The 26997-nt window shown below is 76.1% G+C and carries 25 protein-coding genes and 1 riboswitch; of the genes, 16 read left to right on the forward strand and 9 right to left on the reverse strand.

The window, feature by feature from the left end; all coding sequences use genetic code 11:
• Positions 1 to 5 precede the first annotated feature (5 nt).
• The 4 genes from ACZ462_RS24785 to ACZ462_RS24800 are packed head-to-tail and all read right to left on the reverse strand — an operon-like array spanning position 6 to position 4682.
• On the reverse strand, positions 6 to 1022 hold the full coding sequence (locus ACZ462_RS24785) for a DUF5914 domain-containing protein (protein ID WP_467808375.1): 1017 nt from the start codon (positions 1020 to 1022) through the stop codon (positions 6 to 8).
• Positions 1019 to 2008 carry a phytoene/squalene synthase family protein gene (locus ACZ462_RS24790; RefSeq protein WP_467808374.1) on the reverse strand — a complete coding sequence of 330 codons (990 nt, stop codon included), beginning with the start codon at positions 2006 to 2008 and terminating at the stop codon, positions 1019 to 1021. Before ACZ462_RS24790 ends, ACZ462_RS24785 begins: the two co-directional genes overlap by 4 nt.
• Entirely contained in the window at positions 2005 to 3504 is a 1500-nt protein-coding gene (gene crtI, locus ACZ462_RS24795) for a phytoene desaturase family protein (RefSeq protein ID WP_467808373.1), read from the reverse strand. Before crtI ends, ACZ462_RS24790 begins: the two co-directional genes overlap by 4 nt.
• A complete protein-coding gene (locus tag ACZ462_RS24800) occupies positions 3501 to 4682 on the reverse strand; it encodes a polyprenyl synthetase family protein (RefSeq protein WP_467808371.1) in 1182 nt (393 codons plus the stop codon). Before ACZ462_RS24800 ends, crtI begins: the two co-directional genes overlap by 4 nt.
• A gap of 330 nt (positions 4683 to 5012) precedes the next feature.
• On the opposite strand from ACZ462_RS24800, the gene ACZ462_RS24805 reads away from it, so the two are divergent.
• From ACZ462_RS24805 to ACZ462_RS24820, 4 genes are all read left to right on the forward strand, one after another.
• On the forward strand, positions 5013 to 5468 hold the full coding sequence (locus ACZ462_RS24805; RefSeq protein ID WP_467808369.1) for a hypothetical protein: 456 nt from the start codon (positions 5013 to 5015) through the stop codon (positions 5466 to 5468).
• 82 nt (positions 5469 to 5550) lie between these two features.
• Positions 5551 to 6255, forward strand: a complete 705-nt coding sequence (locus ACZ462_RS24810; protein WP_467808368.1) for a DUF6766 family protein — start codon at positions 5551 to 5553, stop codon at positions 6253 to 6255.
• A 100-nt stretch (positions 6256 to 6355) separates the two neighbouring features.
• Positions 6356 to 8149: a thiamine pyrophosphate-requiring protein gene (locus tag ACZ462_RS24815; RefSeq protein ID WP_467808366.1), complete on the forward strand. Its 1794-nt coding sequence runs from the start codon at positions 6356 to 6358 to the stop codon at positions 8147 to 8149.
• A 116-nt stretch (positions 8150 to 8265) separates the two neighbouring features.
• Complete coding sequence (locus ACZ462_RS24820; RefSeq protein ID WP_467808364.1) at positions 8266 to 10491, forward strand: catalase; 2226 nt, start codon at positions 8266 to 8268, stop codon at positions 10489 to 10491.
• Positions 10492 to 10694: 203 nt separating this feature from the next.
• Here the strand turns inward: ACZ462_RS24820 and ACZ462_RS24825 are convergent, their stop codons facing one another.
• On the reverse strand, positions 10695 to 11255 hold the full coding sequence (locus tag ACZ462_RS24825; protein ID WP_467808363.1) for a hemerythrin domain-containing protein: 561 nt from the start codon (positions 11253 to 11255) through the stop codon (positions 10695 to 10697).
• Positions 11256 to 11658: 403 nt separating this feature from the next.
• Between ACZ462_RS24825 and ACZ462_RS24830 the strand changes: the two genes are divergently transcribed.
• Entirely contained in the window at positions 11659 to 12933 is a 1275-nt protein-coding gene (locus tag ACZ462_RS24830) for an alpha/beta hydrolase (protein WP_467808362.1), read from the forward strand.
• A 36-nt stretch (positions 12934 to 12969) separates the two neighbouring features.
• Here ACZ462_RS24830 and ACZ462_RS24835 read toward each other — a convergent pair whose 3' ends face one another.
• Together ACZ462_RS24835 and ACZ462_RS24840 are read right to left on the reverse strand one after the other, a co-directional pair.
• Entirely contained in the window at positions 12970 to 13194 is a 225-nt protein-coding gene (locus ACZ462_RS24835) for a hypothetical protein (RefSeq protein ID WP_467808361.1), read from the reverse strand.
• Positions 13195 to 13268: 74 nt separating this feature from the next.
• Positions 13269 to 13472: a cold-shock protein gene (locus ACZ462_RS24840; RefSeq protein ID WP_467808360.1), complete on the reverse strand. Its 204-nt coding sequence runs from the start codon at positions 13470 to 13472 to the stop codon at positions 13269 to 13271.
• Positions 13473 to 13817: 345 nt separating this feature from the next.
• A riboswitch (cobalamin riboswitch) is annotated at positions 13818 to 13995 on the forward strand.
• Positions 13996 to 14025: 30 nt separating this feature from the next.
• Between ACZ462_RS24840 and ACZ462_RS24845 the strand changes: the two genes are divergently transcribed.
• The 8 genes from ACZ462_RS24845 to ACZ462_RS24880 all read left to right on the forward strand — a co-directional run bounded on the left by ACZ462_RS24845 (position 14026) and on the right by ACZ462_RS24880 (position 20823).
• Positions 14026 to 15075 carry an ABC transporter substrate-binding protein gene (locus ACZ462_RS24845; RefSeq protein WP_467808357.1) on the forward strand — a complete coding sequence of 350 codons (1050 nt, stop codon included), beginning with the start codon at positions 14026 to 14028 and terminating at the stop codon, positions 15073 to 15075.
• Complete coding sequence (locus tag ACZ462_RS24850) at positions 15072 to 16202, forward strand: FecCD family ABC transporter permease (RefSeq protein ID WP_467808355.1); 1131 nt, start codon at positions 15072 to 15074, stop codon at positions 16200 to 16202. The genes ACZ462_RS24845 and ACZ462_RS24850 overlap by 4 nt, the downstream gene beginning before the upstream one ends.
• Complete coding sequence (locus ACZ462_RS24855) at positions 16199 to 16984, forward strand: ABC transporter ATP-binding protein (protein WP_467808354.1); 786 nt, start codon at positions 16199 to 16201, stop codon at positions 16982 to 16984. Before ACZ462_RS24850 ends, ACZ462_RS24855 begins: the two co-directional genes overlap by 4 nt.
• A gap of 216 nt (positions 16985 to 17200) precedes the next feature.
• Positions 17201 to 18052 carry a hypothetical protein gene (locus ACZ462_RS24860; RefSeq protein ID WP_467808352.1) on the forward strand — a complete coding sequence of 284 codons (852 nt, stop codon included), beginning with the start codon at positions 17201 to 17203 and terminating at the stop codon, positions 18050 to 18052.
• Positions 18053 to 18288: 236 nt separating this feature from the next.
• Complete coding sequence (locus ACZ462_RS24865) at positions 18289 to 18468, forward strand: hypothetical protein (RefSeq protein ID WP_467808351.1); 180 nt, start codon at positions 18289 to 18291, stop codon at positions 18466 to 18468.
• Positions 18469 to 18691: 223 nt separating this feature from the next.
• A complete protein-coding gene (locus ACZ462_RS24870; protein WP_467808349.1) occupies positions 18692 to 19120 on the forward strand; it encodes an Hsp20/alpha crystallin family protein in 429 nt (142 codons plus the stop codon).
• A gap of 112 nt (positions 19121 to 19232) precedes the next feature.
• Entirely contained in the window at positions 19233 to 19676 is a 444-nt protein-coding gene (locus ACZ462_RS24875; RefSeq protein ID WP_467808348.1) for a DUF2267 domain-containing protein, read from the forward strand.
• A 97-nt stretch (positions 19677 to 19773) separates the two neighbouring features.
• On the forward strand, positions 19774 to 20823 hold the full coding sequence (locus ACZ462_RS24880) for a DUF6083 domain-containing protein (RefSeq protein WP_467808346.1): 1050 nt from the start codon (positions 19774 to 19776) through the stop codon (positions 20821 to 20823).
• Positions 20824 to 20860: 37 nt separating this feature from the next.
• On the opposite strand, the gene ACZ462_RS24885 is transcribed toward ACZ462_RS24880, so the two are convergent.
• Positions 20861 to 22090 carry an FAD-dependent oxidoreductase gene (locus tag ACZ462_RS24885; protein ID WP_467808344.1) on the reverse strand — a complete coding sequence of 410 codons (1230 nt, stop codon included), beginning with the start codon at positions 22088 to 22090 and terminating at the stop codon, positions 20861 to 20863.
• A 232-nt stretch (positions 22091 to 22322) separates the two neighbouring features.
• Here ACZ462_RS24885 and ACZ462_RS24890 point away from each other — a divergent pair, with 232 nt between their 5' ends.
• Positions 22323 to 23495 (forward strand): DUF7847 domain-containing protein, encoded by a 1173-nt coding sequence (locus ACZ462_RS24890; protein ID WP_467808343.1) that lies wholly within the window; start codon positions 22323 to 22325, stop codon positions 23493 to 23495.
• 48 nt (positions 23496 to 23543) lie between these two features.
• Here ACZ462_RS24890 and ACZ462_RS24895 read toward each other — a convergent pair whose 3' ends face one another.
• Positions 23544 to 24740, reverse strand: a complete 1197-nt coding sequence (locus ACZ462_RS24895; protein ID WP_467808342.1) for a PucR family transcriptional regulator — start codon at positions 24738 to 24740, stop codon at positions 23544 to 23546.
• Between the two features lie 181 nt (positions 24741 to 24921).
• Between ACZ462_RS24895 and ACZ462_RS24900 the strand changes: the two genes are divergently transcribed.
• Together ACZ462_RS24900 and ACZ462_RS24905 are read left to right on the forward strand one after the other, a co-directional pair.
• Positions 24922 to 25878 (forward strand): SGNH/GDSL hydrolase family protein, encoded by a 957-nt coding sequence (locus tag ACZ462_RS24900; protein ID WP_467808341.1) that lies wholly within the window; start codon positions 24922 to 24924, stop codon positions 25876 to 25878.
• A 68-nt stretch (positions 25879 to 25946) separates the two neighbouring features.
• On the forward strand, positions 25947 to 26576 hold the full coding sequence (locus tag ACZ462_RS24905; protein WP_467808339.1) for a class I SAM-dependent methyltransferase: 630 nt from the start codon (positions 25947 to 25949) through the stop codon (positions 26574 to 26576).
• Positions 26577 to 26997 lie beyond the last annotated feature (421 nt).

Here is a 26997-nt window from a genome sequence, read left to right on the forward strand (position 1 = left end):
CGGGTTCAGCCGGGGAAGCGGCCCGTGGCGCGGAGGTGGTAGCGGCGTTCGGCGTAGGCCAGGTCGTCGCGCCAGAGGCGGCCCGCGGTCCACCGGATCAGGGGGCGCAGGGCCGGTGCGAGGGCTCTGGCGGCGGCGAAGCCGCGGCGGTCCGAGGCGGCGACCACGGCTTCGGTCACCGCCGTGCGGGGCCGGCCGTCCGGGCCGGGCCCCAGCGGGGTCGCGTGGGTCTCCACCACCGACGAGACGCCCTCGCCCTCGGTGATGTGCATGACGACGGTCCGCGGCTCGGGCGCGGTGAACTCGGCCCGTACGGGGACGACCAGCCGGCCGCCGACCTTGAACGAGACATCGACGGTGAAGGCGTCCGCGCCGGAGCGCCCGTCCGGGATCCCCACGACGGTGAGGTCGGTGAAGGAGTACGGGTGGAACCAGGATCCGTGCCAGGGGTCCAGCCGGTTCGCCACGACGTCCTCGGGCTCGCACCGGCCCACCGCCTCGAACACGGCGTCCACCGCGCCGTGTTCCGGCCGCCGCGGGACGACGGGCCGGTCCAGCGGCGGCTCCCCGCCCGCCTCGTCGAGCCGGACCCAGGCGAGGACGCCGTCGTCGTGGACGGGCAGCGGCTCCCAGCCGGCGAACGGCTCGCCGCCGCGCAGGGCGAGTCCGTGCCAGTGGCAGACGAGCACGCCGCACACGACGCGGCTGTCGCGCAGCGGGGCCCCCAGGTGCGGGCAGGCGCCCGGTCCGGCCCGGAGCGCGCCCGAGGCGTCGCGCCAGGCGACGACCTCCGTTCCCGCGATGGTCCGCCCGAACGGCCGGCCGCCGGCGCCGACGGCCCGTGAGGCACCGAGGACGTACCAGTTGCCGGACGGCTGGGACGCCGCCCGCTTGAGGGCGTCCGCGATGAGCGCCGGCCTGGCCTCGCGCCACGTGGGGGCCTGCCGCTCCCAGGGCACGCGCCGACCCGCCCGCAGCGGCAGCCTGCGCCGCCCGCGCCGTGCTCCTCCGGCATCCGTCATGCCGTCCCACCCTCTCCCCTTGCGGCGGCTGCCTCCCGCGGCGCGGGCGTCCGGCGGGCGCGCAGCCGTGCCGCGACGACGCCCGCGAGGCCGGCCGCCGCTTCTCGGGCCCGCTGCCGCCGCGGTACGACCGCCCGGCGGTGGACGACGGCGTACCCGTCGGCCGCGACGGCGTCCAGGATGGCGCCGTACAGCCGGTACGCGGTGCGGATGCAGGGGCGGGAGCGGGGGTCGAGCATGGCGATGCCCGGCTCCGCCTCCCGGTAGACGCCGCGGGTGAGGTCGGCCGCGGCCTCCAGGGCGGCGCGGATCCGCGGGTCGGGCCGGCCGGTGGCCCGGCTCCACTCCAGGAGGGCTCGGTCCGCGCCGTGTGCGGCGAGGAGGTCGCCCGGCAGGTAGACCCGGCCGCGGTCGAGGTCCTCGCCGACGTCCCGGATGAAGTTGGTGAGCTGGAAGGCGACGCCGAGCGCGGCGGCGTGCGGGGCGGCTTCCTCGCGCGGGGCGACGGTGCCGAGCACGGGCAGCATCTGGAGTCCGATGACGGCGGCCGAGCCGTGCATGTAGCGGCGCAGCTCGGCGTAGGTGGGGTAGTCGGTGACGGTGAGGTCGTCGCGCATGGAGGCCATGAAGTCGGTGAAGTGCGCGGCGGGGATCGCGTACCGGTCGGCGGTGTGGGCGAGCGCGCGCACGACGGGCTCGCTGCTGCGGCCGGTGCGCAGGCCGTCGTCGAGGGCGTCCGCGAGCCGGGCGAGCCGGGCGTCGCGGACCTGCGGCGGGGTCCGGCAGGCCAGGTCGTCGACGATGTCGTCGGCCCAGCGTGCGAAGCCGTAGAGGGCGTGCACGGCGGGGCGGTGGTGCACGGGCAGCAGCCGGGTCGCGAGGAAGTACGTCCGCCCGTGCCGGGCGTTGAGCCGGCGGCAGTGCCGGTAGGCGGCGCGCAGCTGCGGGTCGGCGATGCCGGCGGCGTCGAGTTCGCGGCGGGTCACGGGCGGCGCTCCCGCCCGGGTCCGAGGATGCGCAGGGCGGCGAGCTTGCCGCTGATCAGCACGGTGGGGACGCCGACGCCGGGGGTGGTTCCGCATCCGGCGAGCACGGCGTTCTCGACGCCGCCGACCAGGTTGCGGGGGCGGAACGGGCCGGTCTGGGCGAAGGTGTGGGCGGCGGAGAACGGCGTGCCGGCGGCGTGCCCGAGGGCGGTCCAGTCGGCCGGGGTGACGAGCAGTTCCTCCTCGGTGGCGGCGTCGAAGCCGTCCAGGCCGCGGCGTTCCAGCTCCCGTACGAGGCTGTCGCGGTAGCGGGGGCCGAGGTCCCGCCACGTGGCGGCGGAGGGGCCGGTCGCGGTGTTGGGGCAGGGCGCGAGCACGTAGTGCAGGTGGCGGCCCGGCGGGGCGAGCGCGGGGTCGTGGGCGGTGGGCCGGGTGATGAGGAGCGACGGGTCGCTCATGAGGCGGCCGGTCCGGGTGATCTCGTCGAAGGTGCGCTTCCAGGCGGCGCCGAAGGAGATGGTGTGGTGGCCGAGGCCGGTCCAGGTGCGGCGGGTGCCGGCATGGAGGACGACCGCGGACGGGGCGTGCCGCAGCCGGAGCGGGCGGCGCGGGGGGCGGCCCAGCAGCCGGTAGGCGACGGGCAGGTCGGGGGTGAGGACGACGGCGTCGCAGGGGATCTCCTCGCCGTCCGCGAGCCGCACGGCGGTGGCCCGGCCTGCCGCGGTGCGCAGGCCGGCGGCGCCGGTGCCGTACCGGAACTCGGCGCCTGCGGCGCGGGCGGCGTCGGCCATCGCGGCCGGCAGGGCGTGCATGCCGCCCTTGGGGAAGTAGACGCCGGCAACGGTGTCCATGTAGGCGATGACGGCGTACGCGGCGAGGGCGCGGGCGGGCGGCACGCCCGCGTACAGCGACTGGAAGGAGAACACCCGGCGCAGGCGGGGGTCGGCCAGGTGGCGCCCGATCTGCGCGTCGAGCCGTCCGAAGCCGCGCAGGGCGGCGAGCCGGGCGAGGTCGGGGTGGAGGAGCTGGAGCGGGGAGTCGAAGTTGGTGTCGATGAAGCGCCGCATCTGGGCCTGGTAGAGGGATGTCAGCCAGGTGCGCAGGCTGCGGTAGCCGGCGGCCTCGCGGGGTCCGGCGAAGGCGCGGACCTCCTCCTCCATGGCGTCGGCGTCGGTGTGGACGTCGAGGGCGGTCCCGTCGGCGAACCGCGCGCGGTAGGCGGGGTGCAGCGGGGTCAGTTCGACGCGGGCGGCGAGCGAGTCGCCGACGGCGGCGAACGCCTCGTCGGCGAGGTGGGGCATGGTCAGCACGGTGGGGCCGGTGTCGAGGAGGTAGCCGCCGAGCCGTGCGCGGCCGGCGCGGCCGCCGGGCCCGTCCTCCCGTTCGACGACGGTGACGCGGCGGCCGCCGCCGAGCAGGTGGAGCGCGGCGGACAGGCCGGACAGGCCGGCGCCGACGACGACGACGTGGTCCGTACGGCCGGGGACGGTCCTCATCGGCGGCCTCCCGCGGCGGCGGCGGCCGTGTCGACTCCTGCGGCCTGGGCGAGGAGTCCCGCGAGGGCGGCCACGGCGTCCGGTTCGGCGCGGAGTTCGGCGAGGCGGCGTTCGCCGGTGCGGACGAGGCGGGCGATCCTGGCCTCGACGACCTCGCGGGCGCCGGTGCGTTCGAGGGCCTCCCGGGCGGCCGCCGCGGGGGCCCCGGTGCCGCCGGTGTGCGGTCCGGGGGCCGCGGTGAGCGCGTGCAGGGCGGCGGTGTCGCCGGAGCGGGCGGCCAGCCGGACGGCGAGGGCCCGCAGGTAGGTGAGCTTGCCCGCGCGGAGGTCCTCGGCGGGCTTGCCGGTGTCGCGCGGGTCGCCGAACACGCCGAGGAGGTCGTCGCGGAGCTGGAAGGCGAGCCCGGCGCAGCGGCCCGCGGACCGCAGGACGGAGGTGGTCCGCTCGGGGGCGCCGGCGAGCGCCGCCCCGAGCGCGAGCGGTCGCTCCACGGTGTAGAGGGCGCTCTTGAGGCGGGCGATCCGGACGGCCTCGTCGAGCCCGGTGGAGCCGGTGGCGGCCGCCCGGAGGTCGAGGTACTGGCCGGCGGCCATCTCGGCGCGCAGGGCGCGCCATTCGCGGTGGATCCGGGTTCCGTGGGGGACGGCCAGCGCGGTGGCGGCGGCGAGGTCGTCGGCCCAGGCGAGGGCGAGGTCGCCGACCAGGATCGCGCCGGCGGTGCCGTAGGCGTCGGCGGAGCCGCGCAGGCCGGAACGGGTGTGGTGCAGGGCGAAGTCGGCGTGGGCGGAGGGGCCTCCGCGGCGGACGGGCGAGTGGTCCATGACGTCGTCGTGGACGACGGCGCACACCTGGAGCAGTTCGAGGGCGACGGCCAGGTCCCGGGCCCGGTCGGCGCCGGGGCCGGCGGCGGGTCCGCCGCAGGCGCGCCATCCCCACCACAGCAGCCGGGCCCGCAGCCGCTTGCCGCCGCGCAGGACGATGTCCCGTACGCGTCCGGCGACGTCGTGGGCGAACGCCGCGTCCGTGGCGTGCGCTTCGGCGAGCCGTTCGGCGACGTGGGCGCGGAGCGCGTCCTCGACGGCGCCGGCCGCGGCCGCGTCGGCCTCCGTCGCGGGGGCGCCGGCCGCGTCCCCGTCCGCGGTGCGCCTGCCGCCCGCCTCCGCCTGCGTGCCGGCCATGGGCCCCCTTCCGGACGTTGCGACCACCTGCACACTGCCTCTTCCGGAGGAACGGGCCGTACGGATGCACGATCGGGGTGGCCGCGTCCCCGCCGGGCGGTGCCGGGCCGTCCCGGCGGAAGGCCAGGTAACCACCTGTGCCGCCGGTACGCCCGCAGGTGCGGGCCCGTCCGGCCGTGTCGCGGCGGGCGCTGCGGCGGACGGGCGCACGGAGCTGGGCCAGGCGGGCGATTCCGCTGGGGGAGGGCGGCGGGCGCGGGGGGCGGCGGGTAGGGGGAACCCACGGCGGGCCGCCGTTCCGCGGCCCCCGCCACTTCCGGGGAGGCGCGCGTGGATGGGCAGGGGACGCGAGGGCCCGCGGCCCGGCGGGCGGCGGCCGTACGCGCCGCCGCGCCGGCCGGGCTGCTGGTGGTGCTGCTGGTGGTGCCGCTGGCGGGCTGCGGCGCGGCCGAAGGCCGCCAGGCCGGGGCTGTGGGCGCCGGACGCGCCTTCGAGCGGGCGCTGGCCTCCGGTGACTACGCGGCGGCGTGCGGCCTGCTCGCCCCCGAGACCCGGAAGCAGTTGGAGCAGGACGAGCGGAAGCCCTGCCCGGACGCGCTGGAGGGCGCGGACCTGCCGGTGTCCACTGCGGTCGGCGGGCCCCGGGTGTACGGGCGGCAGGCCCTGGTCCGGGCGGGCCGGGACCGGCTGTTCCTGTCGCAGTTCGCGGACGGGTGGCGGGTGGTCGCCGCGGGCTGCACACCGCGCGGGGAGCAGCCGTACGCGTGCGAAGTGAAGGGCGGTTGAGGATGCGGGGTCTGTTCGTCGCCTGTCTGGTGGTGATCGTGGGCGGGCTGGGGTACTTCATCGCGATCGGGGCGATGCACCGGTGAGCGGGGACGGCACCCGGGGCCGGGAGGGCGGGAGTTTCTGGCGGGACAACAGCCTGACGCTGGCGTTCGGTTCGGCGTTCCTCGTCGTCCTCTTCCTCCAGGCGCTGGCCGGGCACGCCCAGTTCAACGAGGGCCTCGCCGCGGACGGACTCCAGCAGATCGGCCTGGGCGACTACCTGACGTCCTCGGACTTCGCCGTGGACGTCAGCGAGAACTGGCAGTCGGAGTTCCTTCAGTTCTTCCTGTTCATCTTCGGCACGGTGTGGCTGGTCCAGCGCGGCTCCCCCGAGTCGAAGGAGCTTCACAAGGTCGGCACCGAGTCCGACCGCGACCAGCGCGCCGGCGACCACGCGCGGGCGGACTCGCCACGCTGGGCCGGCACGAAGGACTGGCGGCAGGGGCTGTACTCGCGCTCGCTGGGCCTGGTCATGGGCGCGGTGTTCCTGCTGTCGTGGGCGGCCCAGTCGATATCGGGCATGGCGGCCTACGACGAGCAGCAGCTGCGCCGGCTCCAGGATCCGATCGGCTGGGGCGCGTACGTGGTCTCCCCGGACTTCTGGGACCGGACGCTGCAGAACTGGCAGTCGGAGCTGCTGGCCGTGGCGGCCATGGTCATCCTCTCGGTCTACCTGCGCCAGCGCGGTTCGCCGGAGTCCAAGCCGGTGGGGTCGGCGCACGACGCGACCGGCGTCGAGGGCTGAGCCGGGCGGGTGCCGGGCGCGCGGCGGCCCGTGTAGGGCGGGCGCCCCGGGGCAGGCGCGCCGGACGGGCCATGGGACCGGACGTGGAGGGAGCAGCCCGATGAAGGTCGCCGACCAGTTGTTGCAGCGCCTGCGGGAGTGGGGTGTCGAGTACGTCTTCGGCTATCCGGGGGACGGCATCAACGGCCTCCTGGCCGCCTGGGGCCGCGCGGAGGACAGGCCGCGGTTCGTGCAGTCCCGGCACGAGGAGATGTCGGCGATGCAGGCCGTCGGGTACGCCAAGTTCTCCGGCCGGACGGGCGTGTGCGTCGCCACCTCCGGCCCGGGCGCGATCCACCTGCTGAACGGCCTGTACGACGCGAAGCTCGACCACGTCCCGGTGGTGGCCGTCGTCGGGCAGACCGACCGCACCGCGATGGGCGGCTCGTACCAGCAGGAGGTGGATCTGGCGGCCCTGTACAAGGACGTCGCGTCCGACTACTGCGAGACGGTCAACGTGCCGCAGCAGCTGCCGGGCGTCCTGGACCGGGCCATGCGGATCGCCGCGTCCCGGCGCGCGCCCACGGCGGTCATCGTCCCCGCCGACGTGCAGGACCTCGACTACGAGCCGCCCGCGCACGAGTTCAAGCAGGTCCCCTCCAGTCTGGGCCTCGGCCGCTACGCGCCCGTGCCGGCGGACGAGGACCTGGAGCGGGCGGCGGAGATCCTCAACTCCGGCGAGCGGCCGGCCATCCTCATCGGGCAGGGGGCGCGGCGGGCCCGGGCGGAGGTCGAGCAGGTGGCCGAGGTGCTCGGCGCGGGCGTCGCGAAGGCGCTGCTCGGCAAGGACGCCCTGCCGGACACCCTGCCGTACGTCACCGGGGCGATCGGCCTGCTGGGCACGCGCCCGTCGTACGAGATGATGCGGGACTGCGACACCCTGCTGGTGGTCGGCTCCAGTTTCCCGTACACGCAGTTCCTGCCCGAGTTCGGGCAGGCCCGCGGGGTGCAGATCGACATCGAGCCGGGCATGGTCGGCCTGCGCTACCCGTTCGAGCTGAACGTCGTCGGGGACGCCGCGGAGACGCTGCGGCGCCTGCTGCCGCTGCTGCGCCGCCGCCGCGGCAACCGGGCCTGGCGGTCCGGGATCGAGAAGGGCACGGCGCGCTGGTGGAAGGTGATGGAGGGGCGGGCCGAGGCGACGGCGGACCCGCTCAACCCCGAGTTCGTGGTGCACGCGCTGGACGGGCTGCTGCCGGAGGGCGCCATCGTCACCGCGGACTCCGGGTCGGCCGCGAACTGGTACGCCCGGCACCTGCGGCTGCGCGACGGGATGCGCGGCTCCCTGTCGGGGACGCTCGCCACGATGGGCCCGGGGGTGCCGTACGCGATCGGCGCGAAGTTCGCCTGCCCCGACCGGCCGGCCATCGCGCTCGTCGGCGACGGGGCGATGCAGATGAACGGGATGGCCGAGCTGATCACCGCCGCGAAGTACCACCGCGAGTGGTCCGACCCGCGCCTGGTCGTCGCGGTGCTGAACAACGGCGACCTGAACCAGGTGACGTGGGAGATGCGGGCCCTGCAGGGCGCCCCGCAGTTCGAGGCCTCGCAGAGCATCCCGGACGTGCCGTACGCGGAGGCGGCCGCCCTGTTCGGGCTGGGCGGCGAGCGGGTGGAGGACCCGCAGGACGTGGTGCCGGCCTGGCGCCGGGCCCTGGACGCGGACCGGCCGTACGTCATCGACTTCCGCACCGACCCGGCCGTGCCGCCGATCCCGCCGCACGCGACGTGGGACCAGATCACCGCGGCCGCCGAGGCGGTGCTGCGCGGTGACAGCGACCGCGGGGCCGTCGTCCGGCAGGGGCTGAAGGCCAAGGTCCGGGAGTTCCTGCCGGGCGGCGGGACGCGCAGGTAGGTCCGGCGGCCGGGGACGCATCGGGGCGGCCTGCCGGGGCAGGCGCCCGGGGACCCGGGCCGGCGGGGGATCTCCCCGGCGGCCGTCCGATGCCACCGCGACGTCTGGAGCACTCCATGGCAGAGAAGAACCCCGCGAACGCCGCCGGCGCCCCCGTGCCCGGCAGCCCGGGGCCGGTCCCGCCGCAGGTGCCCGAGCCGACCGAGCCCGGCGGGCCCCTGCCCCCGAAGCCCGACCAGGAGGGGCCCGCGACGGTCGGACCGACCGGGCAGCCCACCGGCGCCGGCCAGGACCGGCGGGCGCAGGGCGGGCCCTGGCTGACCACCGCGCAGGGGACCCGGCTGTACGACACGGACCACTCGCTGAAGGCGGGCCCGCGCGGCCCGGTCCTGCTGCAGGACCACCACCTGCGCGAGAAGATCATGCACTTCGACCACGAGCGGATCCCCGAGCGGGTGGTGCACGCCCGCGGCGCGGGCGCCCACGGCGTCTTCACCGGCTACGGCACGGCCACGGAGATCTGCAAGGCCCGCTTCCTCGCCAAGGACGTCGAGACGCCCGTCTTCGTGCGCTTCTCCACCGTGCTGGGCTCCCGCGGGTCGGCGGACACCGTGCGCGACACCCGGGGCTTCGCGACGAAGTTCTACACCGAGGAGGGCACCTTCGACCTCGTCGGGAACAACATCCCGGTGTTCTTCATCCAGGACGCCGTCAAGTTCCCGGACGTCATCCACGCCGGGAAGCCGCATCCGGACCGGGAGATCCCGCAGGCGCAGAGCGCCCACGACACGTTCTGGGACTTCGTCTCCCTGCACACCGAGGCAGCCCACCACACGCTGTGGAACATGTCGGACCGCGGCATCCCCCGCTCGTACCGGATGATGGAGGGCTTCGGCGTCCACACCTTCCGCATGGTCAACGCCTCGGGCGGGACGGCCCTGGTGAAGTTCCACTGGAAGCCGAAACTGGGCGTGCACTCCCTGGTGTGGGAGGAGGCGCAGCTCCTCGGCGGCGTGGATCCGGACTTCCACCGCCGGGACCTCTTCGACGCGATCGAGGCGGGTGCGTTCCCGCAGTGGGAGCTGGGCGTGCAGGTCTTCCCCGACACACCCGAACAGGCGTTCGAGGGTATCGACCTGCTGGACTCCACCAAGATCGTGCCGGAGGAGCTGTCGCCGGTGCAGCCGATCGGGCTGCTGACGCTCACCGCCAACACGAAGAACTTCTTCGCCGAGACCGAGCAGGTCGCCTTCCACGTCGGCCACCTCGTGCCGGGCATCGACGTCACGGACGACCCGCTGCTCGCCGGGCGGCTCTTCTCCTACCTCGACACGCAGATCACCCGCCTGGGCGGCCCCAACTTCGCGCAGCTCCCGATCAACCGCCCGCACACGGACGTCAACGACATGCTGCGCGACGGGATGCACCAGACCGCCGTGCACACCGGGGTGGCCCCGTACCACCCCAACAGCCTGGACGGGGGCTGCCCGTTCCTCGCGGGCGCGGAGGCGGGGGCGTTTGTGGAGACGCCCGTCACCGTCCCCGCCGCGAGCAAGGTCCGCGAGGCGCCGCTGTCGTACGCGGACCACTTCACGCAGCCGAGGCAGTTCTGGCTGAGCATGTCGCAGCCGGAGCGCGAGCACATCATCGCCGCGTACACCTTCGAACTGGGCAAGTGCTACGAGCAGGCCGTCAAGGAGCGGCAGCTGGGCGTGCTGGCGAACATCGACCCGGTGCTGTGCGCGAGGGTCGCGGAGGGGCTCGGCCTGCCGGCGCCCGAAGCGACCGTTCCGCTCGCCGACCCCGAGCCCAGCCCGGCCCTCTCCCAGGTGGGCTCCACATGGCCGGTCGACGGCCGCACCCTCGGGATCGTCACCGACGGGACGGGGGACCTCTCCGAGGTGCGGGCCGCCCGCGACGCCGCCACCGAGGCGGGCATGCTGCCGCTGGTCATCGGGCCGTCCGGCGGGACCGTCGGCTCCGACGGGGACGCGCTGACCGTCCAGCGCACCTTCGCCACGGCCCGCTCGGTGGAGTACGACGCCCTGCTTTTCGCCGGTGTCCCCGCTCCGGCGGCGGACGCGGCAGGAGCCCTCGACGCGAAGGCGGCGCTGCCGCAGGCCGACGGCGCCGACCCGCGCATGGTGCTGCTGCTGGGCGAGGCGTACCGGCACGGCAAGGCGCTGGGCGGCTGGGACGGCGCGGAACGGCTGCTGGAAGCCGCGGGCGTGCCGGCCGGCGCCGAGGGCGTCGCCCTCGGATCGGACGGCACGGACGCGTTCGGCCGGCTGGCCCGGCTGCTGCCCGAGCACCGCGTGTGGGGGCGCTTCGGCGCCGGCTGAGGCACGCTGCCCGCGCTGCGGCCCGCCCCCGGCTGCGTACGTCGCCCGGGGGCGGGCCGCTGCACGTCCTCGGTGACGGAGCCCGGCGGCAGCGGGGCGCCGGGCCGTGGAGGGCGCGGAGGACGCGCGTTGCCGCCGACAGCCGCGCCGCCGGCTTCGGGGAGTCGGCGGCGCGGCTGGGCGGCGGGCTCGGCGCGCTGCGGTCAGTCCGTCTTGCCCCGGCCGGTGACGAAGTCCCGGACGCGGTCCACCATGCCCATGCCCGGCGCGAGGAGCTTGTTCGCGGGGGGTGTGGAGGGGCTGCCCGGGTGCGGGCGGGTCGGGGCGGTCTTCTTCGCCCGGCGGATGCGGTCGCCGAGTTCGTCGAGCGCCTCCTGGGAGCAGTTGTGGCGCAGCGTCGGGAAGAGGTTCTCCTCCTCGTCCCGGATGTGCGCGAGGACCTCGGTCCGCAGGGCGTCCACGCAGCTCGCGAACCGCGCCTCGCCCGGGTCCATCGCCTCCAGCTCCTTCAGCATCTCCTCGACGCGGGTGTGGTCGGCGATCTCCTTGTCGGCGATCAGGTCGCCGCCGTCGAGGTGTTCGCGCACGGCCGGGTAGAGGTACTGCTCCTCCGCGACCGAGTGCCGTACGAGTTCGATGGTCAGCCGGTCGGCGATCCGCCGCCGCTCGCGGCCGTCCGCGGCGGTCTGCAGCCGGCCGAAGAACTCCTTCACCTCGTCGTGGTCGGCGGTGAGCTCCTGCACCACGTCTCCACCGTGTCCCATGGTCTGCCTCCCGGACGCAGTCCGGACCGGGTGTCCGGACTCCTCCGCCGCCTGCCCCGCCGCCGGGTCCCCATGCGGGGGTTCACCCCACCGGCGGCGGGGGGCCCGCCGCAGCCCGCGGCGGGGGCCGCACCCCATGGAGGGACGGCCCGGTCCGTCCCTAGCGTGAGGGCCATGAAGCGCCCCGCGGCCGTCGCCGCCCTCGCCCTCTCCCTCGCCGCCGGACCGGCACCCGGCGCCGCCCCGGCCGCCTCGGCGGCCCCCGCCGACGGCCTGGAGCGGTTCCGCGGCCAGCCGCTCTCCTGGGCCGCCTGCCCCGGGCTCGACCGTGCCCCCGAAGGGCTGGAGTGCACGGCGGTCACCGTGCCCCTGGACTACGCGCCCCCGCGGACGCACGCTCCGCATGGCGGTCTCGCGGATCCGGGCCGCCGACCCGGCGAAGCGCCGCGGCATCCTCCAGACCAATCCGGGCGGGCCCGGCACCCGGGGCCTCGCCGTGCCGGCCGACGTGCGGTCCTGGATGGCCCCCGACACCGCGGCGGCGTACGACGTCATCGGGATGGACACCCGCGGCCTCGGCGCCAGCAGTCCGCTGGACTGCGGGCTGGAGCGGGGGACGTGGCTGCGGTCCGCGGGCGCGGACCGGGCGGGCTTCGAGGAGGGCCTGCGGATGGCGAAGGCCGACGCGGACGCCTGCTGGAAGAAGCACCCGGACGTACTGCCGCACCTGACGACCCGCAACACGGCCCGGGACATGGACCTCGTCCGCAGTGTGCTGGGCGAGCGGAAGACGTCGTTCTTCGGCCAGTCCTACGGCGCCGTCCTCGGCGCGGTGTACGCGCAGATGTTCCCCGGACGCGTCGACCGGCTGGTGCTGGACAGCGCGCCCGACCCCGCCGCGTACTGGATGCGGGCACAGCAGGCCATGGGCCCGGCCGGCGAGCGGGCGCTCGACGACTTCGCCGCCTGGGCCGCCCGGCACCCCGGCCACGGCCTCGGATCCACCGCGGCGGCCGTCCGCGCCACCGTCGAGGGCCTGGTGCGGAAGGCGGCGGAGCGGCCCGTACCCGTGGCCGGCTTCCACGTGGACGACCACGTACTGCCGCTCGTCCTGCACGCGTACGGCATGGACGAGGCCGACAACGCGCTGTACGCCGCCGCGCTGCGCCAACTCCTCGACGCGGCGGAGGGGCGGCCGGTCGAGGCCTCCGAGGACCTCCGCGCCGTACTGACGGCCCTGCTGCGGCCGAGCGCCACGGGGGCCGACACGGACCTCTCCGCCGCCATGGCGACCGTCTGCGGCGACGTCACGACCCCGCGCGACCCCGACTGGTACCGGCGCGCCGTCGAACGGGCGCGCCCCGAACAGCCGGTGTTCGGGCCGCTGGTGAACGGCCCCGTGCCGTGCGCCTTCTGGCGGGAGAGGCCGCGGGAGGGGTTCCCGGAGATCCGCAACGACGTGCCCGCCCTCCAGCTCCAGGCCGCCGGCGACACCCGCACCCCGTACGAGGGCGGGCTGGGCATGCACCGCAGGATGCGCGGCTCCCGTCTGGTGACCGTCCCCGTCCGCACGCACGGGATCCTCGGCTCGCCGCACGGCCCGTGCGCCCGTCAGGCGGCGAACGACTACCTGCGGGACGGCATACTGCCCGCCCGCGACACGGAGTGCGCCCCCTGACCGGCGCGCCGGGGGCCGGTCCGGCTCCCCGGCGGCTCAGCGTGCGGGGAGCGCGCCGGGGGCCGCCGGGGGCCGGGCGGGCGGCAGGGCGGGCCGCAGCCCGTAGAGCCGCTCGCGCAGGGCGAAGAGGTCCCGGATCTTGCCGACCTGGGCCAGGCGGGCGAGGAGGGTGTCGATGCGGCGGTCGTCGCCGCGGTGCGCCGCCTGGAGGATCTCCTCGATGAGGCGGGCCGCTTGCAGGGCACGGTGCTCGCTGTCCACGGCAGGCCCCTACCCACGGAACGCCCCGCCTAGTGCTGTGACCAGGAAGACCTGCCGCCGGTACCGGAGGGCCGTCAGTGGCGGATGATGTTCTCCGCCTGAAGGCCCCGGTCCGACTGGGTGATGTCGAAGCTGACCTGCTCGCCCTCCATGAGCTCGCGGTAGCCGTTTCCGGCGATTCCCGAGTAGTGGGCGAAGACGTCCGGTCCTCCCCCGTCCTGGGCGATGAAGCCGAACCCCTTCTCCGCGCTGAACCACTTGACCGTGCCCTTGGCCATCTTGCCTCCTGCTGCGAACTGCGGGCGGCCGCCCTGCTCCGGGCGGCGACCCCCAGACCTACCGCGCACGGCGCCCGCGGCGCGGCTGCCACACCGACAGGTCACACGCTCCGGGCGTCCTTTCGGGGGGCGGGCGCGCCGTCCGAGGGGGAGGCGGACGGGGTGGGGAGCCGCGCCTCCCGAGGGGCGGGGGCGGGCGCCGCCGGGTGAGGACTTCGTGCAGCGGCTTGCCGCGGTCGGGGTGCCGCTGGTAACGGGCGGGCCCGTCGGCGCGGGTTGCGGCGCAGCGGCGCACGTCCCCGGCGCGAGCCCCGGCATGTGCGCCCTTCACGCCCAAGTGACCGGAATGTAATATCTCCAGGTCATCGCCGCGACGGGAGACAGGAAGCCGGTGCAAGTCCGGCACGGTCCCGCCACTGTGACCGGGGAGCAGCCCCTCAGAAGCCACTGCGCGCACGGCGTGGGAAGGCGGGGGGAACGCCGATCCGGGAGTCAGGAAACTGGCCTGTCGCGGGCCCGTTCCGAGGAGCGCGGACTCCCCAGGAGGCTCTACGTGTACGTCGGCATGCCCGGCTCCCTGCAACTCCCCCCGTCCCGCCGCCCGTCGCACCGCCGCGCCCTGCGCGCGGCCGCGGCCGCCGCCCTGGTCCCGGTGCTGGCCGCCGGCTGCGGCGGCGGCACCGATCCGGCCGGGGAGGACGGCAGGCCCGCGGCCGCTCCGGCGGCGGGCTTCCCGCTCACCGTCGACAACTGCGGCACCCGCACCACCTACGACAGGCCGCCCGCCCGGGCGGTCACCATCCACCAGCACCCGGCCGAGCTGATGCTGGCGCTCGGACTGAAGGACCGCATGGCGGGCACCGCCTTCCCCGACTCGCCCGTCCTGCCGCAGCACGAGCAGGACTTCAAGGGCATCAAGCAGCTCGCGGCGAAGGAGCCCTCCTTCGAGACCGTCGTCAACGCCGAGCCCGACTTCGTGTACGGCGGCTACGGCAGCGCCTTCGCGGAGAAGGAGGGACGGTCGCGCAAGGCGTTCGCGGACGCCGGCATCGACACCTACCTCAACCGCGAGTACTGCGGGAAGAAGCAGGTGTCCATGGAGGACGCCTACGAGGAGATCCGCACCATCGGCGGCATCTTCGGCGTCAGGGACCGGGCCGACGCCCTGGTCGCCGACCTGCGGGCCCGCATCGAGAAGACCGGCAAGGCCGTGGAGGGCGCCCCCGCCGTGCCCGTGTTCGTCTACGACAGCGGCGACAAGGCGGCGTTCACCGCCGGCGGCAAGAGCCTCGGCACCGAGATCATCAGGCTGGCCGGCGGGCGCAACGTCTTCGACGACCTCGGCGAGGTCTTCGGCGACGTCTCCTGGGAGCAGGTCGTCGAGCGCAGGCCCGAGGTCATCGCCATCTACGACTACGCCGGCGCCGGCAGCGTGCAGCAGAAGAAGGACTTCCTGCTCTCCCAGCCCGCCCTCGCCGACGTTCCCGCGATCAGGAACAAGCGCTTCGTGGTGGTGCCGCTGACCGCCACCCTCGTCGGCGTGCGCCCGCCGTACGCGGTCGAGGACCTGGCCCGCGGCCTGCACCCCGAGCGCTTCCGGTGACGGCCGCCGCCGCGGCCCGGCCGCGGGAGGAAGCCCCGGCCGGCCGGGCCGGGGAGGACGGCCGCGCCCCGGCCCGGCGCACCGGCCGGGCCCGGTTCCCGCTCGTCCTCGCGGGCCTGGGCGTCCTGCTGCTCCTGTCCGTGACCGCCGGACTCGCCATCGGCTCGGTGCACGTGCCGCCCGGCGAGGTCTGGGGCATCGTCGGCCACGCCCTCGGCGCCGACCGGTCCGAGCCGGCGTGGTCGCGGGCCCGCGAGCACATCGTGCTGGACGTGCGCGCGCCGCGCGTCCTGCTCGGCGCCGTCACCGGGGCCGGGCTCGCGGTGGTGGGCACCGCGATGCAGGCCCTCGTACGGAACCCGCTCGCGGAGCCGTACCTGCTGGGCGTGTCCTCCGGGGCCTCCCTCGGCGCGGTCGCCGTGATCGTCTTCGGGTTCACGCTGTTCGGCGCGGTGTCGCTGTCGCTGGCCGCCTTCGCCGGCGCGCTCGTGACGCTGCTGCTCGTCTACACCACGGCGCGCGCCGGGGGCCGGATCACGCCGGTGCGCCTGGTGCTCTCCGGTGTGGCCTTCGCGTCGGTGCTCACCGCGGTGATGGACCTGCTGCTGCTGACCGCCGGCCGCGGCAACGAGGCCCGCACGGTCCTGGCCTGGACGCTGGGCGGACTCGGCGGCGTGCAGTGGAGCACCCTGTGGCTGCCCGCCGCCGCACTGCTGCTCGGCACCGCCGTACTCCTCGTCCAGGCCAGGCCGCTGAACCTGCTGCTGACCGGCGAGGAGCCGGCGACCACCATGGGGCTGGACGTGGCCCGCTTCCGGGCCCGCATGTTCGTCCTGCTCTCGCTGGTCACCGGGGTGCTGGTGGCGGCCGCCGGCCCCATCGGGTTCGTCGGCCTGATCCTGCCGCACACCGTCCGGCTGTTCGTCGGCAGCGACCACCGCAGGGTCCTGCCGACGGCGGCGCTGGCCGGCGCGGTGTTCCTGGTCTGGGCGGACATCGCCGCCCGCACCGTCGCCGCACCGATGGAGATTCCCGTCGGCGTGCTGACGGCCCTGTGCGGGGGCCCGTTCTTCCTGTGGCTGATGCGGCGGGACGCCCGCCGCCGGGACGCCCGGGGGGCGGCATGAACGCGACCGATCTGGCTGTGGAGCGGCTCACCCTCACCGCCGGCGCGCACCGGCTGGTGCGGGAGGTGTCACTGACGGCCCGGCCCGGCGAGGTGGTCGGCCTGGTCGGGCCGAACGGCAGCGGCAAGTCCAGCCTGCTGCGCTCCGTCTACCGGGTGCTGCGCCCCCGGGCCGGGCAGGTGCTGGTGGACGGCTCCGACGCCTGGGCGCTGCCGGTGCGGGAACTCGCCCGCACCGTCGCCGCGGTGGTGCAGGAGCCCGGCGGCGACTTCGAGATGACGGTGCGGGAGGTGGTCGCCATGGGCCGCACCCCGCACAAGCGGCTGCTGGACGCCGACACCGCCGAGGACGCCCGCCTGATCGCCCGGGCGCTGGAGGCGGTGGACGCGGCCGGGCTGGCGGAGCGCCCGTTCGGGCAGCTGTCCGGGGGCGAGCGCCAGCGGGTGCTCATCGCCCGGGCGCTGACCCAGCAGCCGTCTCTGCTGGTCCTGGACGAGCCGACCAACCACCTCGACATCCGGCACCAGTTGGAGGTGCTCGGGCTGCTGCGGCGGCTGCCGGCGACCGTGCTGGTGGCCCTGCACGACCTGAACCTCGCCGCCTCCTACTGCGACCGGCTCTACGTGCTGTGCGGCGGCGGGGTGACCGCCTCGGGCACACCGGCGGAGGTGCTGACCGCGGAGCTGCTGGCCGAGGTGTACGGGGTGGAGGGCGAGGTCGCCGTGCACCCGCGGACGGGGGCGCCGCAGGTCACCTTCCTGCCGGTTCAGTCCGGCCCGTGAACGTGCGGCGCCGGCGCGGGCTTCGGCCCGGCCGGCCGGGTCCGCCCGCCGTCGCGGGCCCGTGGCCGCGACGGCGAGGATGGCGGCCGCAGCACCGGATCCGGTCACCGCACGCCGCGCCGATTCCCCCTGCCTCCCCGGCGCTTCGGACCGCCGGCCGGAAGGGGCGGTACAGTCTGCCGTTGATCTTGACGGTGGCGGGGGCGGGAGAAGGACGTGGCACGGCAGGGCGGGTACGGACAGCGGACGGGCGCGGGGCCGGGGCCGGCGGCGGGCGCGGGGCCCGGCATGCCCGCCGGCCGGCCGGGAGACCGCCGCCACGGCTGCGTGACCGTCATCGCGGCCCCCTTCGCCCTCGCGGCCCGCGTACACCGCCCCGGGCGGCCGGACCGGCTCGCCGACCCGGTCATACGCCGGGTTGCGCTCGCCCGGACCGGTGTCGGACTGGCCGCCACCGCCTGGCTGTTCTACGCGTTCACCCTGCGCGAGGAGGCCAAGGCCGTCGTCGACGACAGGCTCACCGACCTGCTGATCAGTGCGGCGGTGCTCGCGGTCGTGGGCCCCGTCGCGGTGGCGGCCTTCCTCGCGGCTGCCCGCCCTCCCCTGCGCGCCCGCTACCGCCGGCGGCTCGGCGGCCCGCTCGCCGCGTGGGGCTGCCTGATCGCGGCGGCCGGCCTCCAGTGGTTCGCGCTCCGCCCCGACCTGCGGGACCCGCTCTTCGCCGGCGCCGGCGACGTCGGCTTCCTCCTCGGCCTGCTGTTCCAGCTGGGCAGCCTCTTCCTGCTGCCGTTCCTCCTCGCCTCCTCGGTGCTGTGCGTCCACCACGCCTTCCGGACCGGCGACGTCCACGAGGTGTTGCCGCCGCTGCTCTCCCCGGTCGTCGTCCTGGTGATGTCGGTGCTCCAGGCCGTCGACGGGCCTCCGGTCAACGCCCCGCAGGCCGTCTGGTTCGCCTTCCTCGCGGGCGCGCCCCTCTCGGTCACCGCCCTGTCGGCCTGGGAGCTGCGGCGGCTGCGCACCCGGTACGGGACCACCCTGCGCGGCGCCCTCGGCCGCCGGCCGCACTGACCCGCGGCTTGCGGACCCGCTCCGCGCGGCCGGAGAGCCCGCGGGCATCCGGGTCTCCCGACCCCGCGTTCGCCGTACGGGTTCCCGCCGGGCGGCCGACGCCCCTGTCGGCAACACTGGTCGAAGAGCTCACCGAGGCGATCCGCGACGCACCACCGGCAGCCGCTCCTGGAAGCCGGCCGGGGCACCGGGACGGGCCGGGGATGAGCACGGGACCCGACGAGAAGGGGGCCGGCATGAGCGCCCGCGAGAAGATGAAGGCGAAGACGGAGCAGGCCGTCGGCAAGACCATGCGGAAGGTCGGGCACGCGCTCGGCGACAGGTCCACCACCATGAAGGGCGGTGCCCTGCAGCTCCGCGGGAAGGCCCGGCTGGCGAAGGAGAAGGGGAAGGACGCCCTCAGGCACCGGCACTGACCGGACCACCCCGCAACCAGGACGCACGCGGCCGCCGGACACCACCGGCCGCGTGCGCCTGCGCGTCAGTACCCTCATCCAACGTCCCGTGCGTCACCAGCCCGCTGACATCATCCATGTCATCCATTCGGCGAACCGCCGTGTTGTCATCATTTCGACGACATGCTACAACAGGGGCCGAAGCGCACTGGCAGCCGCTACCGAGCAACCAGGAGGTGTCCCCATGCTGATGCGCACCGACCCCTTCCGTGAGATCGACCGCCTCACCCAGCAGCTCACGGGCCAGGGCACGTGGTCCAAGCCGTCCGTGATGCCGATGGACGCCTACCGCGACGGCGACGCGTACGTGGTCGCGTTCGACATCCCGGGCGTCGGCAAGGACGCGATCGACATCGACGTCGAGCGGAACATGCTCACCGTCAAGGCCGAGCGGCGGCCCGCGCCCCGGTCGGACCGGGCGCAGATGGAGCTCTCCGAGCGGCCCATCGGCGTCTTCTCCCGGCAGATCATGCTGGCGGACACCCTCGACACCGAGCGCATCGAAGCCGAGTACGAGGCCGGTGTCCTGACCCTCCGCATCCCGATCGCCGAGCGCGCCAAGCCGCGGAAGATCGCCATCGGCGGCGGCGAGCCCAAGCAGCTCGGCAGCTGAGCAGCCGAACCCTGCGGCGCCGCCCGCCCTCCCCTCGCCGGCCGGCCCTCCCCCCGCCGCCGGCCGGCTTTCCGGACCGTATCCCCCGCGACCCGAAAGGAAGGCAGACACCGTGTTCGACCAGCCCGCAGTCCTCCGCCGGCCGGCCCCGGACATGACCTACGAGCAGATGCTGGAAGCCGTGCGCTACGAGGGCGCCTATCCCAGCAGCGAGCGCGCCGCCGAAACCGTCGAGCGGGTACTGGCCGCGCTCGGCCGCCGGCTGACCGGCGGTGAACGGGCGGACCTCGCCGCCCGGCTGCCCCTCCAGGCCGCACTGGCCTTCACCGCGCAGGTGCCCTCGCACGAGGAACTGACCGGCTGGGGCTTCGTCAAGGACCTCGCGACCCGCTCCGGCACCAGCCCGGCCACCGCCCGCTGGGACACCGGCGCCGTCCTCTCGGTGGTCGCCCGCCTCGCCGGCCCCGACCTCCTCGCCCGCATCCTGCGGAGCCTTCCCGCCGGCTACGCGCTCCTCTTCGGCCAGATCGACCTCAACGCGAGCCGCACCGCATGACCCCGCGGCACCCGGACCTCAACCGATCGGCAGAGCCGGTTCACCCGGCGGGGTGAGCGGCGGCGGCAGCGGGGGCCGGCGGGCCTACAACGGATGCGTGACATCGCCACCGGCCCCCTGGGACGAGCCGCCGGGCGGCCTGCCCGGCCTCCGGCTCAACCCGCACAGCCCCTCCAAGGCGCTCCGCCGCCCCAACACGGACACCTGCGCCTTCTGCGGGCACCACGTCTGGTACTTCGACCGGTACGACGGCGGCCGGATCCCGCTCGTCCCCTACGAGTTCCCGTCCGGCGCCGTGCCGCCGCGGGCGCGCTGGAGCGTGGACAGCGGCATCGCCCGGCCCGGCGACATGGGCCGCGGCCGGTGCTGGATCGCCCACCCCGCGGTCTGCCCCGGCATCGAGCACGACGGCGGGGACGGCGACGGCCTCGCCGAAGCACGCCGCGCCCTGGCCTGGCGCACCCGCAAGGCGGTCGCCGAAGGGCGCTTCGCCGCCTCTGTGCCGGTCTCCCCCGACGAGGCCGGCGGAGGCGAGGGCGGCGGCGCGGCCCGCCCCGCGGAGGCGGGCGAGCGGCACATCCTGGCGTACGCGGGGGCCCTGCTGCTCGGGCCGGCCGGGATCGACCGGATCCGCTGCGTCGCGGCCGACGGCGACGGCGGCCGGTGCTCCGCCACGGTGCACGACCCGAACGCCCCCTGCCAGGGCGTGTGGGTGGAGACGGAGATCCCCGTGCCGTCCGACCGCGCCGGGCAGCAGACCGTGTGGGCGGGCCGGATGATGTGGGTGTACGTCCTGGAGGGCCTCGACCACGCCGAGCGGACGCGGTGGAAGAACCAGCGGTGCCCCGGGCACGGCGGCACCGTGAGCACCGCCCCTGACGCAGTGCCCGCGGAATGGGTCCGCTTCTCCCCGTTCCGCGACGAGCGGTACATCCTCACCCACCGGCCGAGGGCGGCGCGGCGCGGCGCGGACGACCGGCCGCCGGCGGCGCCGCGCATCCGCTGCGCGGGCCGGGGGTGCGTCAACGGCAAGGAGGGCGCGGTCCCGGCGCACGAACTGGTCGACGGGGTGGGCTGGTTGTGCTGGCAGTGCCGTCCCCGGCACGTACGGCGCGAGCGGACGCACCGCCGCCTGCGCCGCCCCTGACCGGCCGCGGCGGACGGCGGCGTTCCGGCGCGGCCGGTCAGCGGAGGGCCTCCCGCGGCGGCCGCTCGCGCAGGGCCCCGTAGGCGAGGAAGTAGGCCGGGAGCCGGTTCAGCCGGCTCTCGGTCAGCAGCGAGGCCAGCCGGGCGGCGCGGCGCGGGTCGTCGAACGCGGACCGGCCGGCCAGCAGCGGCCCGATGACCTTGGCGTGGGCGGCCCGCTGGAGGCCCTGCGCGGCCACGGTGGTGGGCCAGCGCCGCCGCTGCACCCGGCGTACGTCGTGCAGGCCCACCCGGTGCTCGCGCAGCGGGCCGACCAGGTGGCGGGCCGCGGCCACGGCGTCCTGCACGGCCAGGTTGATGCCGATGCCGAACACGGGCGACATGGCGTGGGCGGCGTCCCCGATGCACAGCAGCCCGGGGCGGTGCCAGCGGCGCAGCCGGTCGAGGCGGACGTCGAGGAGTTTGACGTCGTCCCAGGAGGCGACCGCGTGCGCGCGGTCCGCGAGCCAGGGCACCGCCCCCGTGAAGCGCTCCATGAACGGCTCCAGGCCCTCGGCGCGCAGCCGCGCGTCCGCGCCCTTCGGGATGAGGGCCGCGCACTGCCAGTAGTCGCCGCGGTCGATGAGCGCGCTGAAGAACCGGTCCCCCAGCCCGCCGACGAGCCCGCTGGGGTCGTCCTCGCGGCGCGGCAGCCGGAACCACCAGGCGTCCATGGGGCAGGGGAAGCCCCGCAGGCCCAGTTCGGGCAGGTTCCGGGCCAGCGAACCGCGGCCGTCGCAGGCCACCGTCAGGTGGGCGCGGAGTTCGCCGGCGACGCCGTCGGCGGTGCGGTAGCGGACGCCCGTGACGCGGCCGCGCTCGACCAGGAAGGACTCCGCCTCGGTGTCCGTCCACAGGCGGAACGACGGCTCCTTGCGGGCCTCGTCGGCAAGGAGGTCGAGCAGGTCCCACTGGGGCACCATCGCGATGTAGTTGTACTTTCCGTGCAGCGCCCCGATGTTGCCGACGGTCACCAGGCTGCTGTCCGGCCCGATGGGCAGCCGGACGGTCGTCACGCGGCGCTGCGGGAGCCGCGCGAACCGCTCGGCGAGGCCGATGTCCTCCAGCAGGGACAGCGTCGTCGGGTGCACGGTGTCGCCGCGGAAGTCCCTGAGGAAGTCGCCGTGCTTCTCCAGTACCGTCACCTCCACCCCGGCCCGGGCCAGCAGCAGGGCCAGCACCATGCCGGCCGGGCCGCCGCCCACCACGCAGCAGGTCGTGCGCTCCACGGGCCACCACTCCCTTCGCGGGCGTCGCGGGCGGATCCCGGACGCCCACAGGACGTATACCGCACGCGGGGCGGCGGCGGCCGGAGCCGGCCGGGCGTCGACGCGGGCACCGGTGCCGTTCCGGCCGCCCGCGCCGGGGAGGCGCCCGCCCCCGCCCGAACGGAGTGTCATGCTCCTGACCTGCCGGGATAGGTTGGTCTCTCAGCACGGGGACGAGCTACGGAGCATGTTCATGACGCAAGGCAGTTGGCCGGGAGCACACGGGGGCAGCACGGGCGGCACCCCGCACTGGGGAGGCTGGGCACCGCCCCCGCCGCCGCAGCCGGGGGTGATACCCCTGCGGCCCCTCGCCCTCGGGGACATCGTCAACGGGGCGTTCTCCACCCTCCGCCTCCACTGGAAGAAGATGGCCGGCGTCGCGCTGCTCGTCCAGGCGGTGCTCGTCCTCGTCACGGGCCTCGCCGTGGCCGCCGCCGTGGCCGCGGTGGTCCCGCACCTGGAGCCCGTCTTCGACCCGCCGTACGGCGAGACTCCGACGCGCGAGCACGCCGTGCCGCTGCTCGTGGCCGGCGCCGTGCTGCTGGTGGCGCTCATGGTGCTGGGCATGCTGGGCATGGCGGTGACCTCCGCCGCCTGTATGACCGCCCTGCGGGAGGCGGTGTCCGGCAGTCCCACCACGTTCGCGGCGGTGCGCCGCGCCGCGTTCCGGCGGGCCCCGGCGGTGGCGGGCGCGATGGTCCTCAGCTCCCTGGTCGCCGCCCTCCCGGTACTCGCCGTCCTCGCGGTGTGGGCGCCGCTGGCCGTCGCCACCGCCTCGGAGGCCGCCCCGGGGGCGCTGCTGGTGCCCCTCGTCCTGGGGCTGCTGGCCGCGTTCCCGGTCGCGTGCTGGCTCTCCGTCCGGTTCACGCTGGCCCCTGCCGCCGTCGTCCTGGAGGACGCGGGCCCGGTCGCCGCACTGAGCCGGTCGGCCTCGCTGGTCCGCGGCGACTGGTGGCGGGTCTTCGGCATCACGCTCGTCGGCAGCATGCTGGCGTTCGCGATCGGCTACGCGATCCAGCTGCCGTTCAACCTCATCGCGTCGTTCGGGATCGTGCCGGTCTTCGCGATCGCCGAGGACGGCGTCTCCCCGGCGGGCGCGATCGCCATGCTCGGAGTCGTCCTCCTGCTGACGCTGGTCGGCGCGATCGCCGGCCAGCTGTTCCAGGTCGGCTTCATGCAGCTGGTCGCGGGCCTGCTGTACGTGGACCAGCGGATCCGCCGCGAAGGCCTCGCGGAGGCCCTCCTCGCCGGGCGTGCGGCGCCCCCGGCCGCGCCGGCCATGCCGTCGGCGGCCCCGGCCGGCGAGCCCGGCGCGCAGGCCCCTGAGGAGCCGCCGCGGCGGGACACCCCGGAGGACGGCCGGTAGCCGCCCGAGCCGGAGCGGGCCGTTCCGCATCAGGGCGGGCGCGCCCGGTTACGCCGTCCCGCCGGGCAGCAGGCGCAGCGCCTGCATCGCCAGCGCGAGGTCGGCCACCGCCCGGGGGTCGCGCAGCGAGCGGCCCGTCAGCTCCTCCAGCCTGCGCAGGCGGTAGCGGACCGTGTTGCGGTGGCAGTAGAGCAGCCGCGCCGCGTCGGCCGCCGAGCCGGCCGTTTCGAACCAGCACTCCAGGGTGGCCAGCAGCCGCTCCCGCTCGTCGGCCGGCAGCAGCAGGACCCCGTGGAGGACGCCCCGTGCGATCCGGCCCGCCTCGTCCGGGGCCGCCGCCACCAGCAGCGCGGCCGGGCTGTCGTCGACGCGCGCGATGCCCGCGGGCCGGCCCCGTAGGCCGGTGAGCGCGAGGCGGGCCAGCCGGAGGGCGCGCGGGGTGTCGCGCAGGTCGCGGTAGGCGGGGCTGACGCCCACGCGGACGGCGAGCGACCGCTCCAGGACCCGCTGGACCGCCTCGTCGGCACCGGGCCGCCGGACGGCGACCACGCCGACGTGGACGTCCGGCAGCAGCCGCCACGCCGACCGCAGTTCCTCGGCGGCGAGGCGGGCCTCCACCCCGGGCAGCGCCTCCCGGCCGGGGCCCGGCGCCTCGGCGGCGACCACCAGGTAGGGCCCGCCCGTCGGCAGTCCGAGCACGTCGGCAGCCTCCCAGAGGGTCGTGCGGTCGGTGAGCAGCCCGCTGAACAGGGCCTCGACCATGGCCGAGCGCTCCCGCTCCCGCCGCAGCACCAGTTCGGCGACCTCCTCCCGGTAGGCGTCGCCCGCCGAGGCCGCGAGGCCCCCGTTCACCCACCACGCGGCGAGCGCCATGGCGCTCTCGGCGGTCAGGCCCCGCGCGGACCGGGCCTCCGCGGTGAGCGCCGCCCACAGCACCTCGGAGCCGATCCGGTAGGCGTGCAGCAGCTCGCCGAGCGGGGTTCCGGCGCGCGCCCGCGCCCGGCCGGTCTCGCGGGCGGGCGCGGGGTTCGCGGCGCGGCCGCCGACGAGCTGTCCGAGCACCTGCTCGCAGTTGCGCCGGCAGGAGGCGGCCAGCTCACCGTACGGAACGTGCTCGTCCCCCCGGTAGTACCCCACCTCGGCGCGGATGCGGCGGGCCATCCGAGCGCCCAGCTCCTCGGAACGGGCGAGCAGGGCGGCCGCCACGGGGGCGATCTCGGCGGGGGCGGCGGGGGTGCGGCTCATGCGGCGCAGGCTACAGAGCGCCGCGCGCGGCGGGCTGCGGATGGTGCGCGGGGACAACGCACCGGGAGCCGCGCTGTGCGCCGGTACATGGCCCGCGCCGCGGCCGGGCCCCACGATACGAGGACGTTACCGGCCGGTATCGCGTCGTGTCCGTCCTCACGCCGCCTCACCTGGGGGAACCGTGCCCACCTCCGCAAAAACACTGCCCGGCGCCCGCGCCGCCTCCGACTCCACCGCCGGGGACACTGCCGTACGCGTCCCCCGCCGCCGCCGGCCGGCGGCGGCGGGCGCACTCGCCGCCGCCGTGCTCGCCGCCGCATCCGCCCTCCCCGCCCCCGCGCACGCCACCGCCCCCGCCGGGACCGGCGGCTATGTGGCGCTCGGCGACTCCTACGCCGCGGGCGCAGGCATCCCCGCCCAGACCGCGGGCGCCTGCCTGCGCTCCGACCGCAACTACGGCCGCCTCGTCGCCGCCGCCCTCGCCCCGTCCTCCTACGCGGACGCCACCTGCACCGGGGCCAAGGCGGACGCCCTCACCGCGGCGCAGACCAGCGCCGGGCTGCCCGTCAACGGCCCCCAGCTGGACGCCGTCACGCCCGACACGGCCCTGGTGACGATCACTCTCGGCGGCAACGACCTCGGCACCTCGGACGCCGGCTTCGTCGACGTCGTGGGCGTCTGTTCGGCCCTCGCGGCGACGCGCCCCCTCGGCGCGCCGTGCCGGGACTTCTACGGTGACGCCCTCGACCGGCGGCTCGACCGGGCGGCGGCCCGGCTGGCCGACGGGCTGAACGCGCTGTCCGCCAAGGCGCCGCGCGCCCGGGTGGTCGTCGTCGGCTACCCGGCGGTGCTGCCGGACGACCCGCTGGACTGCCTGGGCCGGATGCCCCTGGCGACGGGCGACGTCCGCTTCCTGCGCTCCGTGATCGGCGGACTGAACGCGAGGGTCGCCCGGGCCGCCGCCGACTCGGGCGCGCTGTACGCGGACACCCTCGGGCCCACCAGCGGGCACGACGCGTGTTCCGCTTCGCCGCTGGTCGAGGGCTTCCTGCCGGCGTCTCCCGCGGCGCCGCTCCACCCCAATGCCGCGGGCGGGCGCGCCATGGCCGACGCGGTGCTCCGCGCGCTGGGGCGCTGATTGCCCGCTGTGTCGCGGCGGCGGCGACCGGGCCGCGGTGCCATGCTGGGACCGTAACGGAGGTTGCCATGGGGTTCTACACCGACCGCGTGCTGCCGCACATCGTCAACGCGGCATGCGGGATGAAGGCGTCCCTGCCGCTGCGCCGCCGGGTCTGCGCGGGGCTGACGGGCCGCGTGGTGGAGATCGGCTTCGGCAGCGGCCACAACGTGCCGTTCTACCCCCCGTCGGTGACGGAGGTCGCGGCCGTCGAGCCGTCGGACACCGCCTGGAGGCTGGCCCGCAAGCGCGTGGAGAACTCCCGCGTGCCGGTGCGGCGGGCCGGCCTGGACGGGCAGTCGCTGCCCTTCGAGGACGGCACCTTCGACTCCGCCCTGTCGACGTGGACGCTGTGCACGATCCCGGACGCCGACGCAGCCCTGCGGGAGGTCCTGCGCGTCCTGAAGCCCGGCGGCACCCTCCACTTCCTGGAACACGGCCTGGCCCCGGCCGCGGACGAGCACGTACGGCGCCGCCAGCGCCGGCTGGACCCGCTCCAGCAGCGCCTGTTCGGCGGCTGCCACCTGACCCGCCGCCCGGCGGAGATGGTCGCGGCGGCCGGGTTCGCGCTCGGCCCGGTCGACGTCTTCTACGAGGAGAGCGCCCCGAAGTTCCTGGCCGCCGACTCCCTGGGGACGGCCACCGCCCCCACCGCCTGAGCGGCGGCGCAGCAGCACGGCCGCGGCCGTGCGTCCCGTCTCCCACCGCCAGTCCGCGCCGGTCCCCATGCCCCCCGGTCGGAGCCGCCCCGTGCCCGCGGCCCTGCGCGCAGCCCGCGCCCGCCGGCGCGCATCGGCGCGAGCAGGGTGATGAGGTACTCGGGGCGTCGGCTGCGCCGCTTCCCGCGCCCTCGACGATCTCCTGACCCGGGCGGTCCACCCGCCAACGGGCCTGTCACGCACGGCGCGTGACGAACCAGCCCGCCGGGTCGCACCGGCGGAAGGACCACGAGGTCACGGCACGGGCGGCGGATTTTTGCCTGGTGTCCCGGGGCTGTCAAGCCCCGAGTTTCCGGAACGTGTCCGGGGTGGGCCGTCTCGGGCCTACTGGTGATGCGCCCCCCACCGGAGCAAGGGAGAC

The organism is Streptomyces sp. NPDC031121, from assembly GCF_055570615.1.

Bases quoted from the DNA above. Each gene is read 5' to 3' on its own strand.
- crtI (WP_467808373.1), bottom strand. From the start codon at position 3,504: ATGAGGACCGTCCCCGGCCGTACGGACCACGTCGTCGTCGTCGGCGCC.
- ACZ462_RS24840 (WP_467808360.1), bottom strand. From the start codon at position 13,472: ATGGCCAAGGGCACGGTCAAGTGGTTCAGCGCGGAGAAGGGGTTCGGC.
- ACZ462_RS24785 (WP_467808375.1), bottom strand. From the start codon at position 1,022: ATGACGGATGCCGGAGGAGCACGGCGCGGGCGGCGCAGGCTGCCGCTG.
- ACZ462_RS24820 (WP_467808364.1), top strand. From the start codon at position 8,266: ATGGCAGAGAAGAACCCCGCGAACGCCGCCGGCGCCCCCGTGCCCGGC.
- ACZ462_RS24895 (WP_467808342.1), bottom strand. From the start codon at position 24,740: ATGAGCCGCACCCCCGCCGCCCCCGCCGAGATCGCCCCCGTGGCGGCC.
- ACZ462_RS24800 (WP_467808371.1), bottom strand. From the start codon at position 4,682: ATGGCCGGCACGCAGGCGGAGGCGGGCGGCAGGCGCACCGCGGACGGG.
- ACZ462_RS24890 (WP_467808343.1), top strand. From the start codon at position 22,323: ATGACGCAAGGCAGTTGGCCGGGAGCACACGGGGGCAGCACGGGCGGC.
- ACZ462_RS24865 (WP_467808351.1), top strand. From the start codon at position 18,289: ATGAGCGCCCGCGAGAAGATGAAGGCGAAGACGGAGCAGGCCGTCGGC.
- ACZ462_RS24815 (WP_467808366.1), top strand. From the start codon at position 6,356: ATGAAGGTCGCCGACCAGTTGTTGCAGCGCCTGCGGGAGTGGGGTGTC.
- ACZ462_RS24825 (WP_467808363.1), bottom strand. From the start codon at position 11,255: ATGGGACACGGTGGAGACGTGGTGCAGGAGCTCACCGCCGACCACGAC.
- ACZ462_RS24830 (WP_467808362.1), top strand. From the start codon at position 11,659: ATGGCGGTCTCGCGGATCCGGGCCGCCGACCCGGCGAAGCGCCGCGGC.
- ACZ462_RS24870 (WP_467808349.1), top strand. From the start codon at position 18,692: ATGCTGATGCGCACCGACCCCTTCCGTGAGATCGACCGCCTCACCCAG.
- ACZ462_RS24855 (WP_467808354.1), top strand. From the start codon at position 16,199: ATGAACGCGACCGATCTGGCTGTGGAGCGGCTCACCCTCACCGCCGGC.
- ACZ462_RS24905 (WP_467808339.1), top strand. From the start codon at position 25,947: ATGGGGTTCTACACCGACCGCGTGCTGCCGCACATCGTCAACGCGGCA.